Raw genomic sequence first — 25217 nt, 5'->3', positions numbered from 1 at the left:
AGGGGGCGGAATGGTCAGTTTTGCGAGCAGAAAGGCCCGGCAGCATGCCGTGGTCTCCGAAGACTTCGAGCGCGAGCTGACGCGCGAAGTGCTGCGCACCGAGCTCGTGCGGGTGAGGGCGCTGATCACGACGGGCTGCGTCATCGTCGTGTTCCTCACCGCGATCTATCTTGTCGATTCCTCCGTGGTGCAGCGGGTCTGGCGGGGCACCGAAGGGCTTGCCGAGGTCTATGGTCTCCTGACCGGGTTCATCCTGTTCGAGGTCTGGGTCCACAGCCAGATCAGGCGAAACCTCAAGCTCGACCGCGATCTGCCGGTGTTCCGGCGCCATATCGGTGCGCTGATCGAGACCTCGCTGCCGACCGTCATCCTGATCCTGCAGATTCGCAGCATGGGCGCGAGCCAGGCGCTCGGCTTCGTCGTGCCGCTGATCTATTTCATTTTCGTCATCCTTTCGACCCTGCGGCTGGACTTCTGGCTGTCCACCTTCACCGGCTTCGTCGCTGCGGGTGAGTTGCTCACTGTGGCGCTGATCTTCGATCCCGCCAGCGGGAGCGGCGAGCCGCAGATCTATTTCCACGCGGTACGAAGCACCATCATCCTGATCTGCGGCGTGCTTGCAGGCGCGGTCGGTGCGCAGCTCCGCCGCCAGTTCGCCGCGAGCATTGCCGCAGCGACCGCGCGCGACCGGGTGACCAACCTGTTCGGCCAGCACGTTTCGCCGCAGGTGGTGGAGCGGCTGATGGCGGCGGGGACGAGCGCCGCCGGCGACCTCCGCCGCGTTGCCGTGATGTTCGTCGATTTTCGCGGCTTCACCGCGGGCGCGCAGTCGCGAACCCCGCAGGAGGTGGTCGACCGGCTCGACGGTGCCTTCGCCGTCCTGGTCGACATTCTCGACCGCGAGGGTGGCATCGTGAACAAGTTCTTGGGCGACGGCTTTCTCGCCCTGTTCGGTGCGCCGCTGGAGACTTCCGACGCCGCGCACCGCGCGGTCGCCGCGGGCCGCGAGATGCTAACCGCGATGGAGCGCATCAACGCGCAGACGAGCTGGCCGCTCAAGATCGGCATCGGTATCCATTTCGGCGAGGTCGTCGCCGGCAATATCGGCTCGCCCCGGCGCAAGGAATACACCGTCATCGGAGACACCGTGAACTTCGCCTCACGGCTGGAGGCGCTGAACAAGGAGTTCGGCTCGCAGCTCTTGATCTCGGCGGCCGTTCGCGAGGCGCTTGGCAAGGACTGCGACGATGCGGTCTCGCTTGGGGAGGTCGAGGTGCGCGGTTACGAACAGAAGGTGGCGGTGTTTCAACTGGGGTGAGGGCCGCTTCCTGCGCTTTCAAATGTGAGTCGCGCTTCGCTGAAGCGGGTCGGGTTCGTTGAAGGCGCGTGATGAAGTATCTCTGCTAGCTTTTGGATCTTGCATTGTGGAAGCCGCTTCTCGGCCTCCAACGCGTCACCGCGATTGCTCCGATTGCACTCAATTTTGGGGAATGACGGACGATGTCGCCGGCTTGTAGAGTGCCGGCGACGCGGCCGATTGCGGCTGCGATTGCGTAAGGGAAATGAAGATGCAGCGCCGCTACATCACCGTCGACGTGTTCACCGACCGCGCCTTCGGCGGCAACCAGCTCGCCGTGGTGCTCGATGCCGGCGGGTTGTCGACCACGCAAATGCAGGCGATCGCGACCGAGTTCAACTATTCCGAGACGACCTTCGTGTTGCCGCCGCGTGACAAGGCGAATGATGCCGAGGTGCGCATCTTCACGCCTGTCAGGGAGCTTCCTTTCGCTGGCCATCCCAATGTCGGCACCGCCTTCGTGCTGGCCTCGATCGCGAAGGAGCCGAAACCGCGTCTGCGGTTCGAGGAGAAGGCGGGGCTGGTGCCGGTCGATATTTCGCGAGAGCAGGGGCGGGTAATCAGCACCGAGCTCACCGCGCCGCAGCCTCTGACCCGCCTGTCGCAGTTGTCTGCCGCTGATGCCGCGAGCTGCATCTCACTCAGTGCAGACGACATTAGGGTCGACCGTCACGCTCCACAGGTCGTCAGCGTTGGAACGCCGTTTCTGGTGATTGAGGTGCACTCGCGCGATGCGCTCAAACGGGCGAGGTCCGACGCGGCGGCCTTCGGCAAGGTATTTCCGTGCGACGGCGCGTTCGCGGCATGGTTCTATACGCGCGATGTGCCCGCGGCGGAGGCGCCTTGCGAGCGGCAGGCGCGGATGTTCATGCGCGGCGCCAGCGGCCTCACTGAGGATCCCGCCACTGGCAGCGCAACGGTCGCGGCCGCCGCGCTGTTCGCCGATCTCGATCCTATCCGCGACGGCGAGTTGAAGCTCACGGTCGGCCAGGGTTTTGACATGGGGCGGCCGAGCCTCTTGCTGACGCGCGTGCGCAAGCAGGACGGCAACATCGTCTCCGCTCATGTCGGCGGCAGCTGTGTGCAGATGATGGAAGGCACGTTCCGGCTCGCGGGGGAGGGGTAGCTCTCTATTCCCGGCCATGACGGAGAGAGTCGTTCAGGCCTGCCGTCCCGCCAGATTCTTCACTGCCACTCCATCGCGCTCTTCGATGATTTCAGCGATCATCTGGCGGTGGCAGTGGGTGTGATCGCGCTCGTAGCAAAGCAGACAGACGGGACCTGCTTTCTTCACCAGCGCCGAGAGCTCGTCCATCTGCTCCCTGGCCTCCGGCGTCTTCAGGTGCTTTGAGAAAACCTTCTCCAGCACATCGTATTGCCCACTGCGGGCGGCGAGGCGGCCTTCCTTGGGCGTGCCGAGCGCTGCCAGATGGACATAGGCGATGCCGCGTTCATCGAGGCCTGCGGCGAGCTGCCTCTTGGAAAAGCCGGGCCGGCGCGATGACGTCACCGCGCGCACGTCGACGACGAGCTTGACGCCGGATTGCTCCAGCTCGTCGAGCACTGCCTTGGGCGGCGTCTGCTCATAGCCGATGGTGAAGAGCTTTTTTGCCTTTGCCATGAGACACCTTTAGCGAAACACGTCAGCTCACCCGCGCGATCAGCTCCATGGCGCCGGCCGGCGCGCGCACCTTGCCCTCGTGGATGACATAGGCGAACACGTCGCGCGGCTCCTTCTTCGGCTTGGCCTTGTCGACCTTCGGCAGGTCGTCGGGTTCACTTCCCTCGGCCCAGTGCTGAAAGCGCTTTGCCCAGGCATCGAGCTGCTTCGGCGGATAGCATGTCTTGATCTCGTCATTGCCCTTCTGCAGCCGGGCATAGACGAAATCGCCGGCGACGTCGGCGATCGCGGGATATTTGCCGTGCTCGGCGAAGACGACGGGCGTCTCGAATTCGCGGATCAGCGCGACGAAGTCCGGCGCGCAGAAACTGTCGTGACGGACCTCGACGACGTGGCGCAGGGCGCGTCCGTCGAGCTTGCGCGGCAACAGCTCGAGGAATTTGCCGAAATCGGCGCCGTCGAATTTTTTGGTCGGCGCGAACTGCCACAGCACCGGCCCAAGATGATCGCCGAGTTCCAGCACGCCGGAATCATAGAAACGTTTGATGGAATCCCCAGCCTCGGCCAGCACGCGCCGGTTGGTGGCGAAGCGCGGCCCCTTGACCGAGAACACGAAACCATCAGGCACCTCGCTCGCCCATTTGCGAAAGCTCTCCGGTTTCTGCGAGCCGTAATAGGTGCCGTTGATCTCGATCGAGGTCAGTTTCGAGGCGGCGTAGGATAGCTCCTTGGCTTGCGTCAGCTTCTCCGGATAGAACACGCCGCGCCAAGGCTCGAAGGTCCAGCCGCCGATGCCGATAAAGATGTTGCCTGATTTTTTAGACGCGGTTTTTGCTTTGGCCACGGGAGGATCTCGGATGACGGGAGGAGGGGCCTCCATCCTAATCAAACGAGTTGTGATTGGCCAGTTGCGACGTCCCGTCTAAGCTCGCGACGGGATCTGCGAAAAAAGGAGAACAAGATGCGGATGCTGATGGTGGGAGCGGCGCTCGTTATGATGACATCTGCTGCCATGATATCTTCAGTTATGGCCGACGATGACGATGCCAAGGGTGCGCAGAAGCTCGCCATGCAGGGCCGCGACGATTATTGGCATTGCCTGGCGCGGGAATATTTGCGCGACGGCAATCAGGGCCTGTCGGAACAGGATTTTGGCCGCTCCGTCGCCGGAGCCTGTCCGTCGGAGCGACAATACTACCGGGTGGCACTGCTCGATTATCTCACCACGCAATATCCCGATATTGATGTCGGCGCGCATCTCGCGACCGCGAACAGGGCGGTGGAGGCGGCGCAAAAGGACATCGTGACGGCCTTCGTCAAGCACAAGCCGCCGCAGAAATAGCCCATGGACCGGTGCCTCCGGCAAGCCCTTCCGGCGGCGCTCTCATCCATGGTATTATTGAGCGCATCTGGAACAGGGATGAGTTTCCATGTCGTCTGAGTCGGTGGGGGGCATTTTGGGCGCGATCGTCGCGGCGATCGTGCTTGCGGTGGCCGTCGTCTTCGGGCCGATCGGCCAATACGGCAAGCCGCCCAGGCCCGCGAAAGTCGACCCGGCCGCCGTTACGGCGCCGGCGGCCCCTGCCGCGCCCGTGCCGCGAGGGCCGGTGATCAAGGAAGTCCCGAACCAATAAGGGCGTGAAAAGGGCCTCTTTCGCCCCTTGTAAAGCGGCGTTGCCGTTCCCATTTAGCTTATAACGGCGACGTTGAGCGAAAAACTCCGGCGCTGGAACGACCTTGGAATAGCACAGGCTGCGCCGGATGTACGCGCGGCCCGCCGTTCCGGGGTCGTTGGCATTTTTGGGCCCCTTTTGGGCCGCTCCCCAGAGAAACCCCGGCTTGCGAGCGCAAGTTCTTGGCAGCACAAGTTCTTGGCAGCACAAGTTCTTGGCAGCACAAGTTCTTGGCAGCACGGGATGCGGCGGATATACGCTGCCGTCATGAATGAAGCGATCAGACCGGGCTCCGACACTCAAAAGGCGGCTTCGCCGGCGCCGGAATTGTCGGTCGTCGTCCCGACCTTCAACGAACGCGACAATGTCGCGGTGCTTTACCGGCGGCTGGAGGCCGCGCTGGCCGGCATCGCCTGGGAAGTCGTGTTCGTCGACGACAATTCGCCTGATGGCACTTGGGACGTCGTGCGCGCGCTGGCCCAGCGCGACAGCCGCGTGCGCTGTGTCCGCCGCATCGGCCGCCGCGGCCTGTCGGGGGCCTGCATCGAGGGCATCCTGGCCTGCAGCGCGCCCTATGCGGCCGTGATCGACGCCGATCTTCAGCACGACGAGACGCAACTGCCGAAGATGCTGTCGCTGCTCGCGAGCGGGCAGGCCGAGCTCGTGGTCGGCAGCCGCTACATCGAGGGCTACAAGAGCGAAGGCTTCAACAAGCAGCGCGCCGGCGCCAGCGCGCTGGCAACGGAACTCGCCAGGAAAGCGCTGCGGGTCGAGATCGCCGATCCCATGAGCGGCTTCTTCATGGTTCGCCGCGACCGTTTCGAGCAGCTGGCGCCGAAACTTTCCGTGCACGGCTTCAAGATCCTGCTCGACCTCGTCGCGAGCGCGAACGGCAGCTTGCGCGCCATCGAAATTCCCTACACGTTCGGTGAGCGCCAGCACGGCGAAAGCAAGCTCGATTCTATGGTCGCGCTGGATTTTCTCGGCCTGGTGCTGGCAAAGTTCACCAACGACGCCGTCTCGTTGCGCTTCCTGCTGTTCGCGATGGTCGGCGGGATCGGCCTCGTGGTGCATCTCACCACCCTGTTCATATCGCTCGAGCTGTTCAAGGAGCCGTTCGCGGAAGCGCAGGCCTCCGGCGCCATCGTCGCGATGACCAGCAATTTCGTCCTCAACAACTTCCTCACCTATCGCGACCAGCGGCTGAAGGGCTTTGCGCTGCTGCGCGGCCTGATCGCGTTCTACATCGTGTGTAGCGTCGGCCTGCTCGCCAATGTCGGCGTCGCCTTCTCGGTCTACGACCAGGAGCCGATCTGGTGGCTTGCGGGTGCGGCCGGGGCGCTGATGGGCGTGGTGTGGAACTACGCGATGTCCGGACTGTTCGTCTGGCGCAAGAAATAGCTCACGATGGGCGGGGCTGACGCGCGGATCGTCCGCAATACGGCGCTGGTGATCCTTGCGCTGGTCGGCTTGCGGCTCGTCGCAGCCGCCTTCACGCCGATCACCTTCGACGAAGCCTATTACTGGATGTGGTCGCAGAACCTCGCCGGGGGGTACTACGACCACCCGCCGATGGTTGCCTACGTCATCCGCGCCGGCACCCTGATCGCCGGCGACACCGAACTCGGCGTCCGCCTGGTCTCGATCCTGCTCGCGCTGCCGATGAGCTACGCGATCTATCGCTCCGCCGCGATCCTGTTCGGCGGCGCGCGGGTGGCGGCGACCAGCGCCATCCTGCTCAACGTGACGCTGCTGGCCTCGGTCGGCACGCTGATCGTCACGCCCGATGCGCCACTTCTGGTTGCCTCCAGCTTCGTGCTGTTCTTTCTCGCCAAAGTGCTGGAGAGCGGCCGCGGCGTCTGGTGGCTCGCGGTCGGCGCAGCCGTCGGCGCGGCGCTCCTGTCGAAATACACCGCGATGTTCTTTGGGCTGGCGATCCTGATCTGGATCGCGGCCGTGCCGAAACTGCGGCACTGGTTTCTCTCGCCCTGGCCGTATCTCGGCGGTTTCGTTGCGCTCGCGCTGTTCTCGCCGGTGATCCTCTGGAATGCCGATCATCAATGGGTCTCGTTCGCAAAGCAGCTCGGGCGCGCCAGGATCGAGGATTTTCGTCCGGTCTTCATTGCCGAGCTGATCCCGACCCAGATCGCGTTCGCAACCCCGCTGGTGTTCATCCTCGGCGCGATGGGGCTGCACGCGCTGACCTGGCGTCGGGCCGGCGCGCTGGCCTCGCGCGTGCTGATCGAGACGATGTTCTGGACCATCGTTGCCTATTTCGTCTGGCATTCGCTGCATGCCCGCGTCGAGGCCAACTGGTTCGCGCCGGTCTATCCGCCTTTCGTCATCGCGGCGGCCGCCGCCGCCAATCTCGTGCAGTGGAAGCCCCGCCAGCGCCGCTTGGTGGATTTTTGCCTGCGCTGGGCCGCACCCACCGGCATCGTGATGTTTGCCGCGTTGATCGTGCAGGCCAATACCGGCTGGCTGTCCGGCTATCGCCGCGATGCGACCGTGCGCAGCGTCGGCGTCGGCTGGCGCGAGCTCGCTGCCGAAATCGAAGCGGTGCGCGCCCGCAATGGTGCGACCTGCGTACTTGCCCCGGACTACGGCACGACGGGCTGGCTCGCCTTCTATCTGCCGCGCGGCAGCTGCGTGGCGCAGCAGAACCAGCGCATCCGCTGGGCCAACATGCCTGAGCCGGATCCAAAGCTGCTTGCGGGCAAGCTGATATATGTCGACGAGCTGCGAGCTGACGGCCATCCGGCGGTCCACGACCTCTTTGCCAAGGTGACGCAGGTCGCGCAATTGCAGCGCAAGCGCGGCCCGCTCGTGATCGAGACTTACAGCATCGATCTGCTCGAAGGCGCCAAGGGCGACGTGCTGGATCGCTCGCCGCCGCCGGAAGCGCGGTAGCTCTTCGTCGAGATGATGGCGAAGGTTCAGTCGATCATCTCGGCCTTGGTCGCGGCCTGGTTCGGCCTGTCCTGGTCGCGCCAGAACCAGACGGTCACGACGCCGGAGCGGCCGCGGACCTGCGTGAGCAGGGGGCCCGACAGAACGCCGTCGGGAGCGCCCTGGAAGTCGGCTGCATCCAGCAGCGTATCGCTGAGCGCGAGCCGCGCGCCGTTCTGGGCGGCAACCTCCATCAACCGGCTCGCGACGTTGACGGTGTCGCCCGTCGCCGTGATGTGCTGATGGCTCTCGCCGAGGCGCGAGGCGACGATCGGGCCGAAATGCGCGCCGATCTTGAAGCCGAGCTGGTGCCCGATCGCAGACGGCAGTGACGCGATCCAGCGTTCGACGCCGCGATGCAAGTCGATCGCGCATTTCAGTGCGCGTGCGGCGTCGTCGGGCATTGCGCCGGGCAGGCCGAACAGGATCATGGCGCCGTCGCCGAGAAAGCCGCTGATCATGCCACCGCAATCGACCGCGGTCTTCTCGATCAGCGCGTGAAACGCCTTCAGAATGTCCTGGAGTTCGCCCGGATCGATCCGCTCGCTCAGCGCCGTGAAGCCGGAGAGATCGATGAAGACCATTGCTGCGTCCTGCCGGACGGGTGTTGACAGGAAATTCGGATCGCGCGCCAGCCACTCCTGCACGGCCGGCGCCTGGAATTGCGCGAGCGACCGGCTCTTGGCGGCGAAATATTGCGTGCGGCGGCCTCCCGCCCACAATTGCACGCCGGCAAAGATCGCAACCGGCGGCACTGCTGCGGCGAGCGTGGTCGCGGCGTTCAGCCAGACGCCATGTGTGAACGCGAACAAATTGAAGCTGGCCCAGGCGATCATCACCGCGGCCGCGGCGACGATGCCAAGCGCGCTGCGCCGCCAGGCGAGCAGACCTACCAGCAGCATCGGCAACAGGATCGCGATGAGCGCGTCGGCGATGTGGACCTTGCGGTCGCGCACGATGCTGTCGCCGGCGACGAGATGGGTGATCGCGGTGGAGACCACTTCGACGCCGGGCATCAGGGAATCGAACGGTGTTGGGTAAAAATCACCGCCGCCGGCGACCGAGGCCCCGATCACGACGATCCGGTTCTCGATCGCCGCGCGACTTAACGTGCCGTCGAAGATGCTCTGTGCGCTGACGGTGCGGATGGTCCGGCGCGGGCCGTAATAGGTGATCGGTAGCGCGAAGTCGGTATCGGTGGGCACCGCGCGGTCGCCGAGCATCAGATGGTCCGGCGCGATCGTCAGCGACTTGTCGAGCGCACGCGCCGCGACCCGCAACGGAAAGGACAGCTCGACCTTGTCGCTGGTCCGAAACAGCATCGGGACCGAGAGCGGTGAGCCAGACTGGCCGGTCGCAACATTGACGACGCCGACCTCGGCATGATCGGCGAACGCCGGCAAGGGCAGCAGGAAGCGCTCGGCCTGCGGCAGGGCGGCGAGGGGGCCTTGGCCGCTGGTCTCCACGGTCTCGCTGGCGGACGGGAAGATCGCCGCGGCGGCAAGAACGATGGGACCCGTAGCCAGCGTATTTGCCAGCGTGGCGTCGCCGATCGCAGCGCTGCGGTCGACCAGCAGCAGGTCGATCGCGACGACCTTCGGCTTGAACTGCACGATGGTGTCGACGACGCGGGCGAGATCGGCGCGCGGCAGCGGGTAGCTGCCGCCGCGCTTCACGACGGTGTCGTCGATCGCGACGATGGTGATGAGATCGGGCGGAACCCGCACGCCACGGACCTGCGTCCGCCAGTCCGTCAGCGTCGCCTCGAGGCGGTCGAGAAAGCGCAGATGACCGTTGGCATGGCCGGCATAGATGCCCGCGCCCCACAGCGCGGTGAGGACGAGTGCCACCAGGATCTGAACGCGTCGGCTACTCATGTGGTCGTGTTGCAATTTCTCTATCGTCCAAATGCTGTTTGCCGAGCCCAGCTGACTCGAACTTATTGGCCTGGCCCTATTGACCAAGTCTTGCCATCAATGCGTCGACGCGCGGCTGGCCCCATGTCTTGACCGTCAACGGGCCTGTCGCTTCCACGTCGACGCCTTGGCCGCGGCCCAATACCACGCCGCGCCCGCCGCTCCTGCGGCTTACGCCGACACGGCCGTCAGCCACGAAGACGGACGTCTTGGCCTCCGCGACATCGACCGCCCATTTCGTGCCGCGCACCGCGGCGATCGCCTGCGGCGTCAGGACCTTGAAGGGATTGCCGCCGGGCTTCTTGGGCACCTCGACCAGCAGCGCTTTGCTGCTCAACTCCACGGAGTCTATATGTCCGTCGCGGTTAGCGTCCTTAAGTTCAAATCTGGCACCGCTTTCGGCAACGATCGTGATGCCGTTGTCGCAGCGCCAGGTCTGCGTACCGGCAGCAGACGGCGCCGTCGTGCAGCCCACATTGGCGGCAGGCTGGGCAATCGCATGTCCGATCAACAGAAACGACCCCGCCAGAGCGAAAAACCCTGCGCGCACGAACTCTCTCATGCCAGCCTCCGTTTGCGTGCTCGGCACAGTTCAAGGCGATCTTGATACGGTACCGTATCACACGCAGAGGCTGCTGAAAAGTGCCGGTTGCCGTAGCTATTTTCTCGCCGCGGCCTTTTCCAGTGCGGTGCGATCAACTTTCGGTCAGGGCACCGGCTCGCGCCCGCGGTCTGTGATGTGGCTGCTGATAACCGCGCCGCGGCTGCGGACGAGAGGGGGCCGTGCGCACCAGCCTCGCGCAACGTTTCCCCGTTATCTTCCGGGTATTGAAGACCACGAAAACGACTTGGTTGGATGGCCTTAGAGATGCGGCCGGAGACGGTCGCCGGCAGCGCTAAATCCCGCCGAATCATAGTTAACAGACGCGCTTAAGTCCGTAATTCTGCGGGCTTTTTTCTCGAAATGGGACACCCGAACGGGTTGCCCCACATCCGCCCGAACTTAATCCGCATTTAACTAAAAGTGGCCTTAATGACGCTCCGACCCTCTGCGAGATGCTGTTCCCGGATCGTGACCAGCGGCGCTTCAAAGGGGGACTGAGTGACACCGTTCTGGACGCAAGGCGAATGAGTACGAGTATCGCTGCGCAAGGCATCGCGGCACGAAAGTCCAAAGGATTCTCGAGCACTTCTTATCGGAAGCCTTCCCGGAAAATGACCATCCAAAACGTGCTTGGCGCCGCCGTGATCGGCTGCGTCGTGCTTGGCGCCGGCTGGACCATCTACAGCAACATCTTTGCCGCCAGCGTCTATCCGACCGTCGGCAGCAACGGCTACGACGAGCCCGTGATCAAGCGGGCGCCCAGGGTCGCGCTGCGCGAGGCCGGGGAGGCCGTCAAGGACGCCTTTGCGCTCTTGCCCGACCGATTGCAGGTGGCAGCGCCGATCTCGCGCGAAATGTTCAACGATCGCTTTGCCGCGGCTGCGACCCAAGGCGTGACATCGAATGCGGCCAGCGCCGCGCCCGCAACCAAGGTCGCCGAAGCCAAGGACGCGCCGAAGCCGAGCGTGATCGCGAGGGTCGCGGAAGTCCTGAAGCCGGGTCCGGCCAAGATCGCTGACCCTGCGAAGTCCAAGCGCGGCGCTGACGCGCCGGTGCAGCTTGCCTCGGCAGATCCGGCCGAGATCGTGCCGGCGCCTGAGGCGAAGCCAAAATCGATTGCCGATCGCGCAAAGGCTGCGGTGATGTCGATCACCGGACCGCGCCAGTCGATGGTGGAAAAGCTCTGGGGCAAGCGCGAGCCGTCCGGTGGGCTGCTCGCCTATGCCTCGGCCGACGCCAGCGTGACCGCGTCCATCGCGCCGAGGGAGCAGAACCCCATGCTCGGCGGTTCGGCGCCCTATGAGCGTGACACCGCAGTCTACGACATCTCCGCTAAAACGGTTTACTTGCCCGACGGCACCAAGCTCGAGGCGCATTCCGGCCTCGGCTCCAACCTCGACGACCCGCGCTCCTCGCGCGTCCGCATGCGCGGCGTGACGCCGCCGCACATCTACACGCTGAAGCCGCGCGAGGCACTGTTTCACGGCGTGCCTGCGCTGCGCCTGACCCCGATTGGCGGTGAGAGCGCGATCTACGGCCGCGACGGCCTGCTCGCGCACACCTTCATGCTCGGGCCCAACGGCGATTCCAACGGCTGCGTGTCGTTCAAGGATTATTACGCGTTCCTCGACGCCTACCGCAATAAAGGCATCCGCAAGCTCGCGGTGCTGGCGCGGGTGGACTAACTTCGGTCAATTCGAGATCACGCAAAAGGGCCGCTTGCAGCGGCCCTTTTGTGTTTCGCTTCGCGCGTGCGTTTTAGCCCGGCCAGCACTGCCCGCCGCCGTCGATCCGCAGCACCTGACCGGAAACGAAGGCGCCCATGGGCCCTGCGAAGAATTCGACAACGCGCGCGACCTCGTCGACGGTAGCGATCCGGTCGAGCGTGCCGGTCTCGACCATTCTGTCGGGGTCGACTGCGCGCGTTCCGAGGAAGCGGCCGGTGCGGGTATCGCCGGGCGCGATGCAGTTGACGGCGACATCGTAGGGGCGGAGCTGGTCGGCCAGGCATCGCGTGTAGTGGGTCACGCCGGCCTTCGAGACCGCATAGATCGAGCCCTGGGTACGTCCCTTGAAAGCGGCGACGGAGCCAAGCGTGACGATGCGGCCGCGCCGGCGCTCAATCATGCCGCGCGCGACCGCCTGGCATGTCAGGATGGTGGAGAGCAGATTGCGCTCCAGCACCGCGCGCACATCGGCCTCCTTGATATTCACCGCATCGTTCGGATCGGGCTTGCCGCCGCCGGCCGCGATATCGCCGCCGGCATTGTGCACGAGAATGTCGATCGGGCCGAGTGCCGCTTCGGTCTCCGCGATGACGCGTGCGATGTCCTCGCCCTTGGTGAGATCGCCGAGCACGCGCTGGCTGCGAACGCCGAATTCGCGGCCGATCTCGGCGGCGACCGCGGTGAGGGTGGTGCCCTCGCCATACTCGGCCGGCCCGTTCTCGCGCATGCCGTGGATGGCGACGTCGGCGCCGAGCGCGGCAAGCTTCTCTGCAAAAGCGCGGCCGAGCCCGCGTCCCGCGCCGGTCACCAGCGCAACTTTGCCTGCCAGAAGCTTGTTGGTGTCATGCGATGTCATGATCTTGTTCCTGTTGTGAACGTCAGTCTGCTGCGAGATCGAGGCCGATCGCCAACGCCTGCACGAGGCACATCGGTGCGACAAGCGTACGCAGCGCGGGCTCAGGCATATCCTGGATCTCGAACACGACGCTCGCGCCCTCGACGATCGGGCTCAAAAGGCTGTCGGTGATGGAAATCGTGGGCACGCCCCGCGCGACGAGTTCAGGAAACAACCGCGCCGTATCCGGATAGTAATTTCGGAAGCTGATCGCGACCAGCGCGTCGTCTGATGTCGCCGCGTGCGACTGCTCGTGGATGCTGCCGCCAAGGCCGTCGAGCAGGACGACGCGCCGTCCGAGCTTGCGCAGCACGTAGGCGAGGTGGATCGCAACCGGGAACGAGCCGCCCAGGCCGAGCAGATAGATGTCACGTGCCTTGGCAAGGATCGCGGTTGCGGCGTCGAGTTCGCGCGCATGAACGGATTGGCTGAGCGCGACCAGCGATGATTGCGCTTCGGACACGAAACGCGACAATACCGCGGCCGGCTGGCGGCCGAGCACTGACTTCTCCTGGCTCTTCATGCGGGCGAGGCGCGCCTTGTAGCTTGGCGCGACGCCGGCAACGAGGCGTGAGCGGAACACCTGCTGCATCTCGGTGAAGCCGCCGAACCCGAGCGCATGCGCGAAGCGAACGATCGCCGACGGCGGCACCCCTGAGCGCTGCGCCACCTCCGCCACGGTGCCGAGCGCGACATCGGTCGGGTGATCGAGCACGAACTCCGCGATCTGCTGCAGCCGGCCGGACAGCGCCCGGTGCCGCTGCGCAATCGCGCCGCGCAGTTCGTCATAACTCATGGCGCCAGCCGCCTTGTTCATCGAGTCGGATCTCCGGATCGGTCGCCTGTTTAACGGCATTTCATCGTTTGGATCAAATATTCTACTTTACATAATAGATGGAATGAATATTCTAATCTCACAAAAAAGCAAAAGACTTCGAAAACGGGAGGACACGATGAGAGGGCGTCAGATCTCACGGCGAAGCGTTCTGAAGGGCAGCTTGATGGCGAGTGTCATCGGCGGCACCGGCAGCTTCTTTGGGCCGTGGCGGGAGAACCATGCCTGGGCGCAAGGCGCGAAACCGATCAAGCTTGGCCTGACCTGCGATGCCAGCGGTCAATACGGCAACAGCGGCCAGGATGATTTCCGCGGCATCAAGATGGCGATTGACGAGATCAACGCCAAAGGTGGCGTACTCGGGCGCCAGGTCACGTTCATCACCGCGGACACCGAGACCACGCCAGCCACCGGCAGCCGCGTCGCCGAACGCTTCATCACCCGCGAGGACTGCACCATCCTGATCGGCGCGCTGCATTCGGGTGTCGCCAACGCCATCACACAGGTCGCCAGCAAATACGGTGTGATCTACATGAACACCAATTCCTCGGCGCCGAGCGAAGCCGGGGAGAATTGCTCACGCGTGAAATTCGTCTGGGACGGCAACGGCACCAATTTTTCCAAGGCGTCGGTCAAGAATGCGGTGGACTCCATCGGCAAGAACTGGATGCTGCTGACCAACGACTATGTCTGGGGTCACACGACGTCTGCCGCGACAAGAACGCAGGTCGAGAGCGCTGGTGGCAAGATCCTCGACAATCTGCTGGTGCCGCAGAACACGCGCGACTTCACCGCCTATCTGCTGAAGATCCAGCAGGCCAAGCCCGACGTTGTGGCGACCGCGGTTGGCGGCGACGACATCAAGGCATTGCGCGAGCAGGTGGCGCAGCTCAAGCTCGACGGCAAGCCGGCCTGGATCAACAACCAGCAGGATTGGCCCGACGTGTGGGGTGCGCCCGACAGCCTGTTCGGCGTGTTCGGCACGACCTGGTATCACAAGCTGCCGCTGCCCGGCGTCGCCGAATTCGTCAAGAAGTGGCAGGCCGCCAACAAGGACGGCCCGATCCCGGTGCCGGGCAATGTCTCCTACAACGGCTATATGTCCACGCGCGAACTGCTTCGTGCGATCGAGCGGGCAGGGTCGACCAACAACGTCAAGATCATCAAGGAGCTTGAGAACCTGAAGGTCTCGGCGACCGACCGCATGCAGCATTTCGACGCCTATATGGATCCGATGACGCACCAGATGCAGCAGACGATCTACCTGGCGCGACGCAATGCCAAGCCGGCCGACAATACCGATCTGTTCGAGATCATCAGCTGGACGGAGCCGAAATCCGCCGCTGACGATGCGGCGGCCGGCAAGTGCAAGCTCACGCCCTACGAGCAGGTGCCGACCGTCGACTCCTGAAGACGGCGCGTCACGTCGCAGAACGAGCGGCGCGCATCTCGCGCGCCGCGCACCGGGACCATCAGCGTCCCGGGTGACACATGCCAGTTGCGAGAGCCAAAAACCTTGTTCGACCTTCTTCCGCATCTCCTCAACGGCCTGACGCTCGGGCTGTTGTTCGCGCTGATCGCGCTCGGCTTCATGCTCATCGTCGGGCTGATGGAGCAGATCAACCTCGCGCACGGATCCCTGTTCGCGCTCGGGGCTTATGTCGCCATGCAGCTTACGGGGCCGCGTCCGCCATTGCCGACGGAACTTGCGAAAGCGTGGCTCGCGCTGCCGCTTGGCTGGCGCTATGCCGCCACGTTGATCATCGCGCCCGTGATCGTGAGTCTGGTCGGCATGCTGATCGAGCTCTGCATGCGGCGCACTTACGGCAAGGATCCGTTGTACGGGCTGCTCCTGACCTTCGGCGCCGCGATGGTGATCGAAGAGATGATCCGCCTGGTCTGGGGCACGCGCGACTACGTGCTGCAGGTGCCGTCTGCCATCAATGGCGGCTTCCTGTTCGGCGACCTGATCTGGTCGACCTATCGCTTCTACGCAGCGGGTATCGCCGCCGGGGTCATCGGCCTGGTCTGGCTGTTGATCGAAAAGACCTCCTTCGGCGCGACGGTCAAGGCCGGCGCGCATGACAGTGAGATCGTGCGCGCCCTCGGCATCAACCTGTCACGATTGCGGCTGCTGGTGTTCGTGTTTGGCACGATGCTGGCAGCGATCGCGGGCATCATCGTCGCGCCGATCTGGGGCATTCGCCCGCATATGGGCGTCGATGCCGTCATTCCTGCATTCCTGGTGATCGTGCTCGGGGGCGTCGGTAGTTTTTGGGGTGCGGTCGTGGCGGGTCTTTTGGTCGGACTGTGTGTCGGCCTCGCCGGTGCGTACGCGTCCGAATGGTCGCTGTTGTCGATGTACATCTTGCTCGTTGCCGTCGTGACGTTCCGCGCGCGTGGCCTCTGGGGCAAGAAGAGCGTGCTCGAAGCCTAAAGGGAATGATTGTGGAATCAAAATCTTCACCGGACGCCGCGCGCCTCGTGACGCCGACGATGCTGGTGCTCTGGCTCGTGCTTGCAACAGTGCCGCTCTGGATCACGCGGATCGGGCTCTATCCTTATCTCGGCATCGAAATCCTGATCTGGTCGCTCTATGCGCTCGCGTTCAACCTGGTGCTGGGCACCGCCGGACTTCCGTCGTTCGGTCATGGCGCCTATTTCGGCATCGGCGCTTATGCGTTCGGTCTCTGCCAGCTCGAAATCGTTGCAAATCTCTGGATATGTCTGATGGCCGCGGCCGCGGTCGCGGGCCTCGCCGGCGTGCTGGTGGCGCTGTTCATCTCGCACAGGCGCGGCATCTATTATGCCTTCATGACGATTGCCTTTGGCCAGATCTTCTGGACACTGGCGATCAAATCGCACCGGGTCACCGGCGGCGAAGACGGCCTACTCAAGATCAAACGGTTGCCGGCCGATTTCGGGCTGGTGTCTTTCGATCTCACCGACAATGTCGCGTTCTACTATTTCGTGCTCGCCGTCTTTGCGGTCGGCACCGCTGCATTGTGGCGGCTGGTGCACTCTCCCTATGGCCGCGTGGTCGCTGCGATCAGGCAGAGCGAAGTTCGTGCAAGCCATCTCGGCTATAATGTCTGGCTCTACAAGGTCGCGGTCTTTGCGCTGTCGGCCGCCGTATCGGGCTTTGCCGGCGGATTGTTCGCTATGGCTCAGCTCGCCGCATTCCCTGACGTCATGAGCCTGCATCAATCCGGCTACGTCGTGATGATGACGCTCGTCGGCGGTGGGCTTGTCAGCTTCTGGGGCCCGGTGATCGGCGTGTTTCTCTTCCTCACCGCCCGCGACGTGATCGGCGCGCTGACCAATGCCTGGATGCTCTATTTTGGTCTGCTTTTCATCGCGATCGTGCTGTTCCGCCCCGAAGGCATTGCCGGCGCGATCTCCGCTGCCGTGCAGCAGCACTCTCTCGGCGCCTTACGGCAGCGCGGTACCTTGGCGATGCGGCTGCTGTTCGGGAGCGGGCGATGAACATGATCGAAGCCGCGGCCGTTCATGTCCGCTTCGGCGATCGCGTCGTGCTGGAGAGCGTCGATCTCGCGGTCGCGGAGGGCGAGTTTCACGGTGTGATGGGTCCAAACGGCGCCGGCAAGACCACATTCTTCAATGTCCTCACCGGCCGAGTGAAGCCGAACCGGGGCCGAGTCCTGCTCGGCGGCGAGGATGTCACGGGCCTCAGCCCGCACCGCATCGCCGCCAAGGGCATCGCCCGCTCGTTCCAGATCATGACGCTGTTCGACGAATTCTCAGCGCGTGACAACGTCATGATGGGATTGCCCGAGTTTCGCGCCCGTGGCCACGATGTCGCGCGCGCAGCGGCAGGCGACAGCCGGTTTGCGGCGAAGTCTACCGAAGCGCTCGCAGCGGTCGGGCTTGCCGACAAGGGCGGCATCCGAGCGAAGGACCTGTCCTATGGCGAGCGGCGCGCGCTGGAGATCGCGGTCGCCCTGGCGCAGGCGCCCCGCGTGCTGTGCCTGGACGAGCCGACCTCCGGTCTCGGCTCCGATGGGGTGCAACGGCTCGCAACCCTGATTGCTCGCCTGAAGGGGCGGCTGACCATCGTCGCCATCGAGCACGATATGGAGTTCCTGTTCTCGTTGGCTGACCGCATCTCGGTCATCCATTGGGGCCAGGTGGTGGCGCGCGGAACGCCACACGAACTGCAGCAGAACGAATGGGTGCGGCGCTCCAATCTCGGGAAGTTCGCATGATCCTCGAAGTGGACGCGGTCGATACCTTCTACGGCGAGACCCAGGCGCTGTTCGGCGCCTCGCTCGCGATCGAGCACGCCAAGGTGTTTGCGCTGCTCGGCCCCAACGGCGCCGGCAAGACGACAATGCTCCGCTCGATTCTCGGGCTGACGCGCCCACGCCGCGGCTCCGTTTGTTTCGACGGTCACGATGTCACGCGCGATCCAACCCACGAGATTGCGCGCGCCGGCGTCGCCTGGGTGCCCGACGACCGCCGGCTGTGCCCGACATTGACGGTCGCACGCAACCTGTCGATCGCGCAAAAGCGCACGCGCTTTCGCCACTGGAGCCTCAAGGAGGCCGCTGCGATCTTCTCACCCCTCGAATATCTCATGGAGCGCGACTGCGAAAACCTGTCGGGCGGCGAAATGCAGATGGTGGCGATCGCCCGCGCGCTGGTCGGCTCGCCGGGACTGGTGCTGTTCGACGAGCCGAGCCAGGGACTAGCGCCAAAAATCGTCGGCGACGTGCTTGCGACGATCCTGCGCATGAAGGACGAGGGCATTGCCTCGCTGGTCGTGGAGCAGAACGCCGAGATCGCGCTGTCGGTCGCAGACCATGCCGCGGTGATCGACCGCGGCCGGATCGTCTGGACCGGGGAGGCCGCGGCCTTACGGGATGATCGCGGGCTTCGTCAGCGCTTGCTGGGAGTACAATAGTGGCCGCACCGCTGCTCGTTCTCGACGACGTTCGGAAGGTCTATACGCGGGGCCGCGTGATCCGCCGACCGTCATTCGCGCTGCAGGCGAACCTGTCGCTGGACGAACCTGACATCGTCGGTGTCGTCGGCCCGAATGGGGCCGGCAAGACGACCTTGTTCGAGATGATGACGGGCTCGAACGCACCGACCTCGGGGCGCGTGCTGGTCGCGGGCACCGATATCCATGGCGTCAAATATCGTGAGCGCGATCGGCTCGCGATCCACTATCACCAATCGTATCAGGTCAGGCGCTTTCGCAAGCGCATTCCGTCCGCCTTCCTGGGGCCGTCGCCGACCCCGACGCCGCTGGTGCACCTGTTCGACGAACCGCAGTTCAACCTGCAGGACGGTTATATCGGCTTTATGCTCGATTTCTTCCGCAAGCTGCGCGACGAGGGCCGGCTGGTCGTGCTCTGCATGCACCCGACGGCCGCCTGGCACCTCGAGATCCTCGCCGAGATCGCCGGACGATTCCTGTTCGTGGCCGGCGGCGGCGTAACACCCATGGCGAATTTCGGCACGCTCGTCGCAGATCCGCGCTGTCGCGCTTATCTCGGGCCGGAAATGACAAGGGCGGCGGACGCGATTTGTCACGGTGCCATTCACAGCACGACCTAAAAGGAGAATCCATTGGCCTATTCGAACACCCAGCTTTTCATTGGCGGCAAATGGCGACCGGCCCATTCGGGCAAGGTGATCGAGGTGCGCAATCCCGCGACCGAAGAGGTGATCGGCACCGTCGCCCATGCCGGACGGTCCGACCTCGACGAGGCACTCGCCGCAGCCAGCGCAGGCTTCAGGATCTGGCGAAACGTTGCTCCCTTCGAGCGCTGCCGGATCATGCGCAAGGCCGCCGCGATCATGCGCGAGCGCAATGACGAGATCGCACCGTTGCTTACGATGGAGCAAGGCAAGACTCTCGGCGAAGCCAAAATGGAGGCGATGGCCGCCGCCGACGTGATCGAGTGGTTTGCGGAAGAAGCCAAACGCGCCTATGGCCGGCTGATCCCCGCGCGGGGGCCGGGCATCTACCAGCTCGCGATCAAGGAGCCGGTCGGCCCGGTCGCGGCGTTCACGCCCTGGAATTTTCCGATCAATCAGGTCGTGCGCAAGCTCTCCGCCGCACTCGGCGCCGGCTGCTCGATCATCGTCAAGGCCCCGGAGGAGACGCCGGCCTCGCCCGCACAACTGATCCGTGCATTTGCGGATGCCGGCGTGCCCGATGGCGTCATCAACCTGGTCTACGGCGTTCCTGCCGAGATCTCCGAATATCTCATTCCGCATCCGGTGATCCGCAAGATCTCGTTCACGGGCTCGACCCATGTCGGCAAGCAGCTCAATGCGCTCGCCGGCTTGCACATGAAGCGCGCCACCATGGAGCTCGGCGGTCATGCGCCGGCGATCGTTTTCAAGGACACCGACGTCGCATCGGCGGCCAAGATTCTGGCGGCAGCAAAATATCGCAATGCCGGTCAGGTTTGCATCTCGCCGACGCGGATGCTGGTGCAGGATGACGTGTTCCGTGAATTCGTCGACACCTTTGTCGACAGCGCCAAGACATTCAAGGTCGGCAACGGCCTCGATCCCGACTCCAAAATGGGTTCGCTCGCCAACCCCCGCCGCGTCACCGCCATCGAAGGTATGGTGCAGGATGCCGTCGGCAAGGGTGCAAAACTCGAGACCGGCGGCAAACGCGTCGGCAACAAGGGTCATTTCTTCGAGCCGACCGTGGTGAGCGACGTGCCGAAGGATGCGCGCGCCATGAACGAGGAGCCGTTCGGCCCGCTCGCGCTGATTTCGCGCTTCTCATCCTTCGACGAGGTGGTCGAGGAGGCCAACCGGCTGCCTTTTGGGCTAGCGTCCTACGCCTTCACCAGCTCGGCCAAGACGGCGGCCGCGATCGGTTCGGCGATCGAAGCCGGCATGATGTCGATCAACAGTTTTGGTCTCGCGCTGCCCGAAGTGCCGTTCGGCGGCATCAAGGATTCCGGCTACGGCTCGGAAGGCGGCACCGAGGCGATGGAGGGCTATTTCAACACCAAGTTTATCAGTCAGACCGGCGTGTGAACGCTGGAGATGCACGATCAGCGTTTGACGAAGACCAGGCCGCAGGCGCGTGCCTCATTGCGCTTGCCGGTGCCGCGGGTGCGATCGAACTGCGCATCCACCGTAAAGGCGTAGGGCGAGCCGGGCGCGAGGTTGTTGAGAGTGTAGGTGCTCGCCCCCGTCGTGCCGCGCGCGCTCAAAGTCGTCTTGCCGTCCGCGGGGATCTGGCCATCGATCTCCAGGCGGTTGACGGCGCCCTGGCTCTGGGCGTCGGCATGAAAGACGCCGTTCGCAACCGTGGCAGACAGGGCCCGGGTGAAGCCCTGCGCCTTGCCGGTAGGCGGGCAGTTCAACGTCACGTCCCAATTGCCGTCGAAGTCCTTCGCGGTACGGGCGTTGCCGCTTGCCGGCGCGAGCGCCACCTTCTGCTTCAGACCTTCAATTCGGGCCTTGGCAAGCGTGGCGAAGATGCAATTCGGGAATCTCGTGAGATGGTCCTCGTAGGCGCCAAGCGTGCCGATGCCGTCCGCGGCCTTCCAGTGCGCTTCTGCTGCCGCGCAGGGATCAGCCCGGGGTGCGGCTTGCGGCGCCGCCGGCGCTATCGTGACCGACACCGGCCCGTTCAGGTAGAACTTGCCAATGATCGACAGCGACAGCTCCGGGAGCTGGGTCTTGCCGCTGGAATCGTAGACGTCGCTGCTGATGTCGCGAAAGACCTCGCCGATCTCCTGGGGCTCCTCGATGTGCTTCAGGAACGCCGTCGTATAGGGGCTGTTGCGGCCGCTGCCGTCGGCCGCGGTCTGCCCGGACTGGGTTGAGAACGATACGATCGTGCCGCGTGGTGCTTCGACTTTCGACAAGCCCCGCCCGATCGAGGCAGCGCGCGTCATGCCGGCGGAGCGTTTCAAGGTTTCGGCCAGCGGATTGTCGCGGCAGGAATCGAGGATGAGGATGCGCAGGTTCTTGGCCTGCTGCAGATCGTTCACGATATCGTCGACTCGCACGAAGCGCTTCAGATCCGCTTCGTCGCTCAGCACGGCGTCGACAGGCATCAGATAGTTCACGCCGTTGTACTGCATCGCATGGCCGCTGTAGTAGAACATGGCGACGTCGGCTTTGCTCGCGGCGCGCGCGAAGCGGATGGTCAGGTCCTGCATGTCGGCCTGGCGCAGGTCGATGCCCTGGAGCACTTCGAAGCCGCTGCGCTTGAGCGAGGCGGCGACGTCTTCGGCATCGTGAGACGGATTGGGAAGCTTCGCCGTACTGGCATAGGCGCCGTTGCCGATCACCAGCGCGACCCGCGTTTCCGCCGATGCCGGCGCGACGGAAAGCCAGCAGGCGAGGAGGGCGAGGCAAAGTCCGGCCGGGCAAAACCTGGAAAGAGCACGCATGAATGCCTTCCAATGAAATGTCGAAAAATATCCCTCCAGATTAGCGCATGCCGCACCGACATCAATGCCCTGCCAGAGAAAACGCGCGGATTTCCCGGCCGTGACATCCTGTCACGCCGGGCTCGCCGCCATCGTCTTGCGCACGGCCATTTCGGTCGCAATCGCGTCCCGCACGGCCGGTCGGGCCTGCATGCGCGCGAGATAGGCCGACAACGATGGCCATTGCGCGATGTCGACGCCTGCCGGACGAAGCAGCAGCAAAGCCCAGGTGAGGTGGGCATCCGCGACGGTGAAGCTGTTGCCGACGAGGAATTCGCGGCCCGCCAGATGCGTGGCAGGCATCGACAATGTCTGCGCGATCCTTGCACGCGGCTTGGCGAGCGAGGCGTCGTCCTTGTACCAGAAGGTTGGAAACAGGAACGCCTTGTGGATCTCCGCCCCGACGAAGCTGAGCCATTCCTGGAGCCGATAGCGGTCGGGATCTCCGAACGCGGGTGCAAGGCCTGTCTCGGGCTTCAAATCGGCGATGTATTGCAGCACCGCCGCGCTTTCGGTCAGCCGTTCGCCATTCTCCAGCACCAGGACCGGCACCGCGCCCTTCGGCGAAACGCCGAAGAAATCGCTGCCGTCGTCCACGACCTGCTTGGTCTGGAGATGGACCGGATGATAGCGGGCCTCGAGGCCCGCTTCCATCAGCGCAATGCGGCTCGCAAGCGAGCAGGCCATCGGAGAGAAATAGAGTTGCAGCATCGCCCACGCTCCTTCAGGTCAGCGCCTCGGTTTGCGCGATGATCGCAAACCGGTCCGACAATTCGGCCAAGGCGACTTCGTGGATGGTCCTTGCGGGGAGCGCTCCGCCGCGGCCGTCGGGAAGATCGCGTGTTGCACAGGCATCGGCTGCGATCGTCGTGCGCAGGCCGAGGTCGAGCGCGGCGCGGGCGGTCGAACTGATGCACATATGGGTCATGAAACCGGCCAACACGATGTTCGTGCGTCCGGTTGCGGCCAGCCGGACCTGAAGGTCGGTGCCGGCAAAGGCATTCGGCAGCGCCTTTTCGATCACGGCTTCGCTGGCGAGCGGCGCCACGTTCCTGACGATCGCGCCGCGCGCGGCCTCGCGGTCGAACAGGCTGCCGGCACGTCCCTTGTGCGCGATATGGAAGATTGCAGCGCCGCTCGCCCTCGCGCGGGCGAGCAGGCGCGCGGCGGCGGCGATCGCGGGCTCCGCATCCGGCAAGGAAAGCGGGCCGGCGCAATATTCATTCTGGATGTCGATCAGCACGAGGCAGGAATCGGCGAGCCTGGGCGGATTGAGATCTGCGCCGGACAATTCAAGCAGGGTTTTTGGGGCGGTCATGCGGGTTGGGCTTTCCTGGCGGTATCGGATGGCGCGACAGTAGCGCGGCGGCGGCCTGCCAATGTGCAGGACTACTGCAGCATATGGCTGCAAATTTGCAGGAGCCGGTCGTGCCTGATAGATTCATCGCATGAACTGGGACGATCTGCGCATCATCGCCGCGGTCAGGGACGAGGGCACCTATGCTGGCGCCAGCGCACGGCTGCGCATCGACGAGACCACCGTCGGCCGCAGGCTTGCACGCATCCAGCGCGATCTCGGCGTGCCGCTGTTCGATGCGGTGGACGGCCAGCGTCGGCCGACGCGGAGTTGCGAGGCGGTGCTGGCGCATGTCGAGGCGATGGCCGCACATGCCGCCGAGATCGGTCGCGTCGGCGAGAGTCTGGCGGGCCCGGTGGGACGCCTGCGTATCGCCTCCACCAACACGGTCGCCGAGGAGGTTCTGTCGCCGCGCGCGAGCGACTTCCTGCGCGCCAATCCCGGCCTGACGCTGCAATTCCTCACCTCGAGCGAGAACGTCAAGTTCTCGCGCTGGGAAGCCGATCTCGCTATCCGTCTGCGCAAGCCCGACAAGGGCGACTTCGCGATCTCCAGGCTCGGTGACGTCAAGCTCTATTATTTCGAGCCTGTTACGACCGAGGGCGAGCCGGTGCTGTGCGCCTATCCGGACGAACTCGGTGCCATTCCCGAGATGCAATTCCTGCGTATGAAGCAAGCCCACGCGCGCTGCGTCACCGACAACGTTCGCGTCATCCGTAACCTGATCCGCGCGCATCAGGCCGCCGGCGTGTTGCCGGAGCATGTCTGCGCGGACTTGCTCGGCGATCGCCGCCTGCGCGCCACACTGCTGCCTGGGCGCCGCGACGTCTGGTTGCTGGTGCAGAACCATCTCAAGCGAGATCCGGCGACGCGGCTCACCATCGAATGGATCCGCCGCTGCTTCAGCGATCTCGCGCGCGGCTGATTGCGACCCGTGAACGCGATCCGCGCGCGGCGCGACCAAGCAATGGGATTGCGCGCGCGCGAAGGTTGCGTAATCTCGCGACGATCACGGGCTTGATCAGGGCAGGCGCATGACCACTCTTCAGGAAACCATCCACCCGCAGGCCAAGGTGCGGGAATGGAAGGCGATCGTCATCCTGATCCTCCTGATCCCGGTGCTGTGGTCGCCGCCGTTCCTGTTTCGCATCTTCCTGTTCCAGCCGTTCAACATCCCGTCCGGCTCGATGACGCCGACGCTGGTCGTCGGCGACTACGTCTTTGCCGCAAAATATGCCTATGGCTATGGCCGCTATTCCTTTCCGTTCGCGCCGTCATGGATCTCTGGACGTGTCCGGGCCGCCGTGCCCGAGCATGGCGACGTCGTCGTGTTCCGGACGCCAAAGGACACCTCGGTCGACTATGTCAAGCGCGTCGTCGGGCTGCCCGGTGATCGCATCCAGATGCGGCAGGGCCAACTCGTCCTCAACGATCGCCCGGTGACGCGCGTTGCGCTGAAGGCGGTGGTTGCCGGCTCCACCTGCGGCGTGGATGACAGTGCAAAGGCCAAGCGCTGGCGCGAGACGCTGCCGAACGGCTCCTCCTACGTCACGCAGGACTGCGTCGACAACGGCTACTACGACAACACCGACGTCTACACCGTGCCGCCGGGCCATTTCTTCGTGCTCGGCGACAATCGCGACAACTCGAGCGACAGCCGCGTGATGTCGTCGATCGGATTCGTGCCGATGGACAATCTGGTCGGCAAGGTGACGCGGATATTCTGGTCGCTCGACCAGCACGGCGAACCACACATGGAGCGGCTGGGGAAGGTGTGGTGAGGCCGTCCCGTCATTCCGGGCCCGGCGCTGCGCGCCGCTGCGGAATGAGGAGCGGAGAAAA

General features: G+C 64.4%; 25 protein-coding genes. 16 read left to right on the top strand and 9 right to left on the bottom strand.

Features of this window, described 5'->3' with window-relative positions; translation table 11 throughout:
- The first annotated feature begins 10 nt into the window (after nt 1-10).
- On the top strand, nt 11-1318 hold the full coding sequence (locus IVB48_RS13340) for an adenylate/guanylate cyclase domain-containing protein (RefSeq protein ID WP_247400330.1): 1308 nt from the start codon (nt 11-13) through the stop codon (nt 1316-1318).
- Between the two features lie 250 nt (nt 1319-1568).
- Complete coding sequence (locus tag IVB48_RS13335; RefSeq protein ID WP_247400329.1) at nt 1569-2483, top strand: PhzF family phenazine biosynthesis protein; 915 nt, start codon at nt 1569-1571, stop codon at nt 2481-2483.
- 33 nt (nt 2484-2516) lie between these two features.
- On the opposite strand, the gene IVB48_RS13330 is transcribed toward IVB48_RS13335, so the two are convergent.
- Nucleotides 2517-2978 (bottom strand): DUF488 domain-containing protein, encoded by a 462-nt coding sequence (locus tag IVB48_RS13330; protein WP_247362341.1) that lies wholly within the window; start codon nt 2976-2978, stop codon nt 2517-2519.
- 22 nt (nt 2979-3000) lie between these two features.
- Nucleotides 3001-3822 (bottom strand): DUF72 domain-containing protein, encoded by an 822-nt coding sequence (locus IVB48_RS13325; protein ID WP_247287208.1) that lies wholly within the window; start codon nt 3820-3822, stop codon nt 3001-3003.
- 117 nt (nt 3823-3939) lie between these two features.
- Between IVB48_RS13325 and IVB48_RS13320 the strand changes: the two genes are divergently transcribed.
- From IVB48_RS13320 to IVB48_RS13305, 4 genes are all read left to right on the top strand, one after another.
- Nucleotides 3940-4320, top strand: coding sequence for a hypothetical protein (locus IVB48_RS13320; RefSeq protein ID WP_247400328.1), 381 nt, complete (start codon nt 3940-3942; stop codon nt 4318-4320).
- 88 nt (nt 4321-4408) lie between these two features.
- Complete coding sequence (locus IVB48_RS13315; RefSeq protein WP_027518781.1) at nt 4409-4612, top strand: hypothetical protein; 204 nt, start codon at nt 4409-4411, stop codon at nt 4610-4612.
- A gap of 306 nt (nt 4613-4918) precedes the next feature.
- Nucleotides 4919-6052 (top strand): glycosyltransferase family 2 protein, encoded by a 1134-nt coding sequence (locus tag IVB48_RS13310; protein WP_027567728.1) that lies wholly within the window; start codon nt 4919-4921, stop codon nt 6050-6052.
- A 6-nt stretch (nt 6053-6058) separates the two neighbouring features.
- Complete coding sequence (locus IVB48_RS13305; protein WP_247400327.1) at nt 6059-7561, top strand: glycosyltransferase family 39 protein; 1503 nt, start codon at nt 6059-6061, stop codon at nt 7559-7561.
- Nucleotides 7562-7587: 26 nt separating this feature from the next.
- Here IVB48_RS13305 and IVB48_RS13300 read toward each other — a convergent pair whose 3' ends face one another.
- Together IVB48_RS13300 and IVB48_RS13295 are read right to left on the bottom strand one after the other, a co-directional pair.
- Entirely contained in the window at nt 7588-9477 is a 1890-nt protein-coding gene (locus IVB48_RS13300; RefSeq protein ID WP_247400326.1) for an adenylate/guanylate cyclase domain-containing protein, read from the bottom strand.
- Nucleotides 9478-9553: 76 nt separating this feature from the next.
- The gene (locus IVB48_RS13295; RefSeq protein WP_247400325.1) at nt 9554-10078 is read right to left on the bottom strand and encodes a FecR domain-containing protein; all 525 of its coding nucleotides are present in this window, start codon (nt 10076-10078) and stop codon (nt 9554-9556) included.
- A gap of 653 nt (nt 10079-10731) precedes the next feature.
- Here IVB48_RS13295 and IVB48_RS13290 point away from each other — a divergent pair.
- On the top strand, nt 10732-11805 hold the full coding sequence (locus IVB48_RS13290) for a DUF2778 domain-containing protein (RefSeq protein WP_247400324.1): 1074 nt from the start codon (nt 10732-10734) through the stop codon (nt 11803-11805).
- Between the two features lie 73 nt (nt 11806-11878).
- On the opposite strand, the gene IVB48_RS13285 is transcribed toward IVB48_RS13290, so the two are convergent.
- Entirely contained in the window at nt 11879-12703 is an 825-nt protein-coding gene (locus IVB48_RS13285) for an SDR family NAD(P)-dependent oxidoreductase (protein WP_247400323.1), read from the bottom strand.
- Between the two features lie 22 nt (nt 12704-12725).
- Entirely contained in the window at nt 12726-13559 is an 834-nt protein-coding gene (locus IVB48_RS13280; protein ID WP_247287203.1) for a MurR/RpiR family transcriptional regulator, read from the bottom strand.
- Nucleotides 13560-13695: 136 nt separating this feature from the next.
- Here IVB48_RS13280 and IVB48_RS13275 point away from each other — a divergent pair, with 136 nt between their 5' ends.
- The 7 genes from IVB48_RS13275 (at nt 13696) to IVB48_RS13245 (ending at nt 20609) form a co-directional block, all read left to right on the top strand.
- Nucleotides 13696-14988 (top strand): ABC transporter substrate-binding protein, encoded by a 1293-nt coding sequence (locus IVB48_RS13275; protein WP_247400322.1) that lies wholly within the window; start codon nt 13696-13698, stop codon nt 14986-14988.
- A 105-nt stretch (nt 14989-15093) separates the two neighbouring features.
- Entirely contained in the window at nt 15094-16014 is a 921-nt protein-coding gene (locus IVB48_RS13270; RefSeq protein ID WP_247400321.1) for a branched-chain amino acid ABC transporter permease, read from the top strand.
- 5 nt (nt 16015-16019) lie between these two features.
- Nucleotides 16020-17063 carry a branched-chain amino acid ABC transporter permease gene (locus tag IVB48_RS13265; protein WP_247400320.1) on the top strand — a complete coding sequence of 348 codons (1044 nt, stop codon included), beginning with the start codon at nt 16020-16022 and terminating at the stop codon, nt 17061-17063.
- Nucleotides 17060-17803 (top strand): ABC transporter ATP-binding protein, encoded by a 744-nt coding sequence (locus IVB48_RS13260; protein WP_247400319.1) that lies wholly within the window; start codon nt 17060-17062, stop codon nt 17801-17803. The genes IVB48_RS13265 and IVB48_RS13260 overlap by 4 nt, the downstream gene beginning before the upstream one ends.
- Entirely contained in the window at nt 17800-18501 is a 702-nt protein-coding gene (locus IVB48_RS13255) for an ABC transporter ATP-binding protein (protein ID WP_247400318.1), read from the top strand. The genes IVB48_RS13260 and IVB48_RS13255 overlap by 4 nt, the downstream gene beginning before the upstream one ends.
- A complete protein-coding gene (locus IVB48_RS13250) occupies nt 18501-19160 on the top strand; it encodes an ATP-binding cassette domain-containing protein (protein ID WP_247400317.1) in 660 nt (219 codons plus the stop codon). The genes IVB48_RS13255 and IVB48_RS13250 overlap by 1 nt, the downstream gene beginning before the upstream one ends.
- A 12-nt stretch (nt 19161-19172) precedes the next feature.
- The gene (locus tag IVB48_RS13245) at nt 19173-20609 is read left to right on the top strand and encodes an NAD-dependent succinate-semialdehyde dehydrogenase (RefSeq protein WP_247400316.1); all 1437 of its coding nucleotides are present in this window, start codon (nt 19173-19175) and stop codon (nt 20607-20609) included.
- A 17-nt stretch (nt 20610-20626) separates the two neighbouring features.
- Here IVB48_RS13245 and IVB48_RS13240 read toward each other — a convergent pair whose 3' ends face one another.
- From IVB48_RS13240 to IVB48_RS13230, 3 genes are all read right to left on the bottom strand, one after another.
- On the bottom strand, nt 20627-21979 hold the full coding sequence (locus tag IVB48_RS13240; RefSeq protein WP_247400315.1) for a caspase family protein: 1353 nt from the start codon (nt 21977-21979) through the stop codon (nt 20627-20629).
- Nucleotides 21980-22090: 111 nt separating this feature from the next.
- A complete protein-coding gene (locus IVB48_RS13235) occupies nt 22091-22729 on the bottom strand; it encodes a glutathione binding-like protein (protein ID WP_027567743.1) in 639 nt (212 codons plus the stop codon).
- A gap of 13 nt (nt 22730-22742) precedes the next feature.
- Nucleotides 22743-23336, bottom strand: a complete 594-nt coding sequence (locus tag IVB48_RS13230) for a cysteine hydrolase family protein (protein WP_247400314.1) — start codon at nt 23334-23336, stop codon at nt 22743-22745.
- Between the two features lie 130 nt (nt 23337-23466).
- Here IVB48_RS13230 and IVB48_RS13225 point away from each other — a divergent pair, with 130 nt between their 5' ends.
- Nucleotides 23467-24300: a LysR family transcriptional regulator gene (locus IVB48_RS13225; RefSeq protein ID WP_247400312.1), complete on the top strand. Its 834-nt coding sequence runs from the start codon at nt 23467-23469 to the stop codon at nt 24298-24300.
- Between the two features lie 109 nt (nt 24301-24409).
- The gene (gene lepB, locus IVB48_RS13220) at nt 24410-25156 is read left to right on the top strand and encodes a signal peptidase I (RefSeq protein WP_247400311.1); all 747 of its coding nucleotides are present in this window, start codon (nt 24410-24412) and stop codon (nt 25154-25156) included.
- Nucleotides 25157-25217 lie beyond the last annotated feature (61 nt).

The sequence above is a fragment of the Bradyrhizobium sp. 76 genome (assembly GCF_023073025.1).
Taxonomy (GTDB): Bacteria; Pseudomonadota; Alphaproteobacteria; order Rhizobiales; family Xanthobacteraceae; genus Bradyrhizobium.
This window is presented reverse-complemented; position numbering and strand designations above follow the sequence as displayed.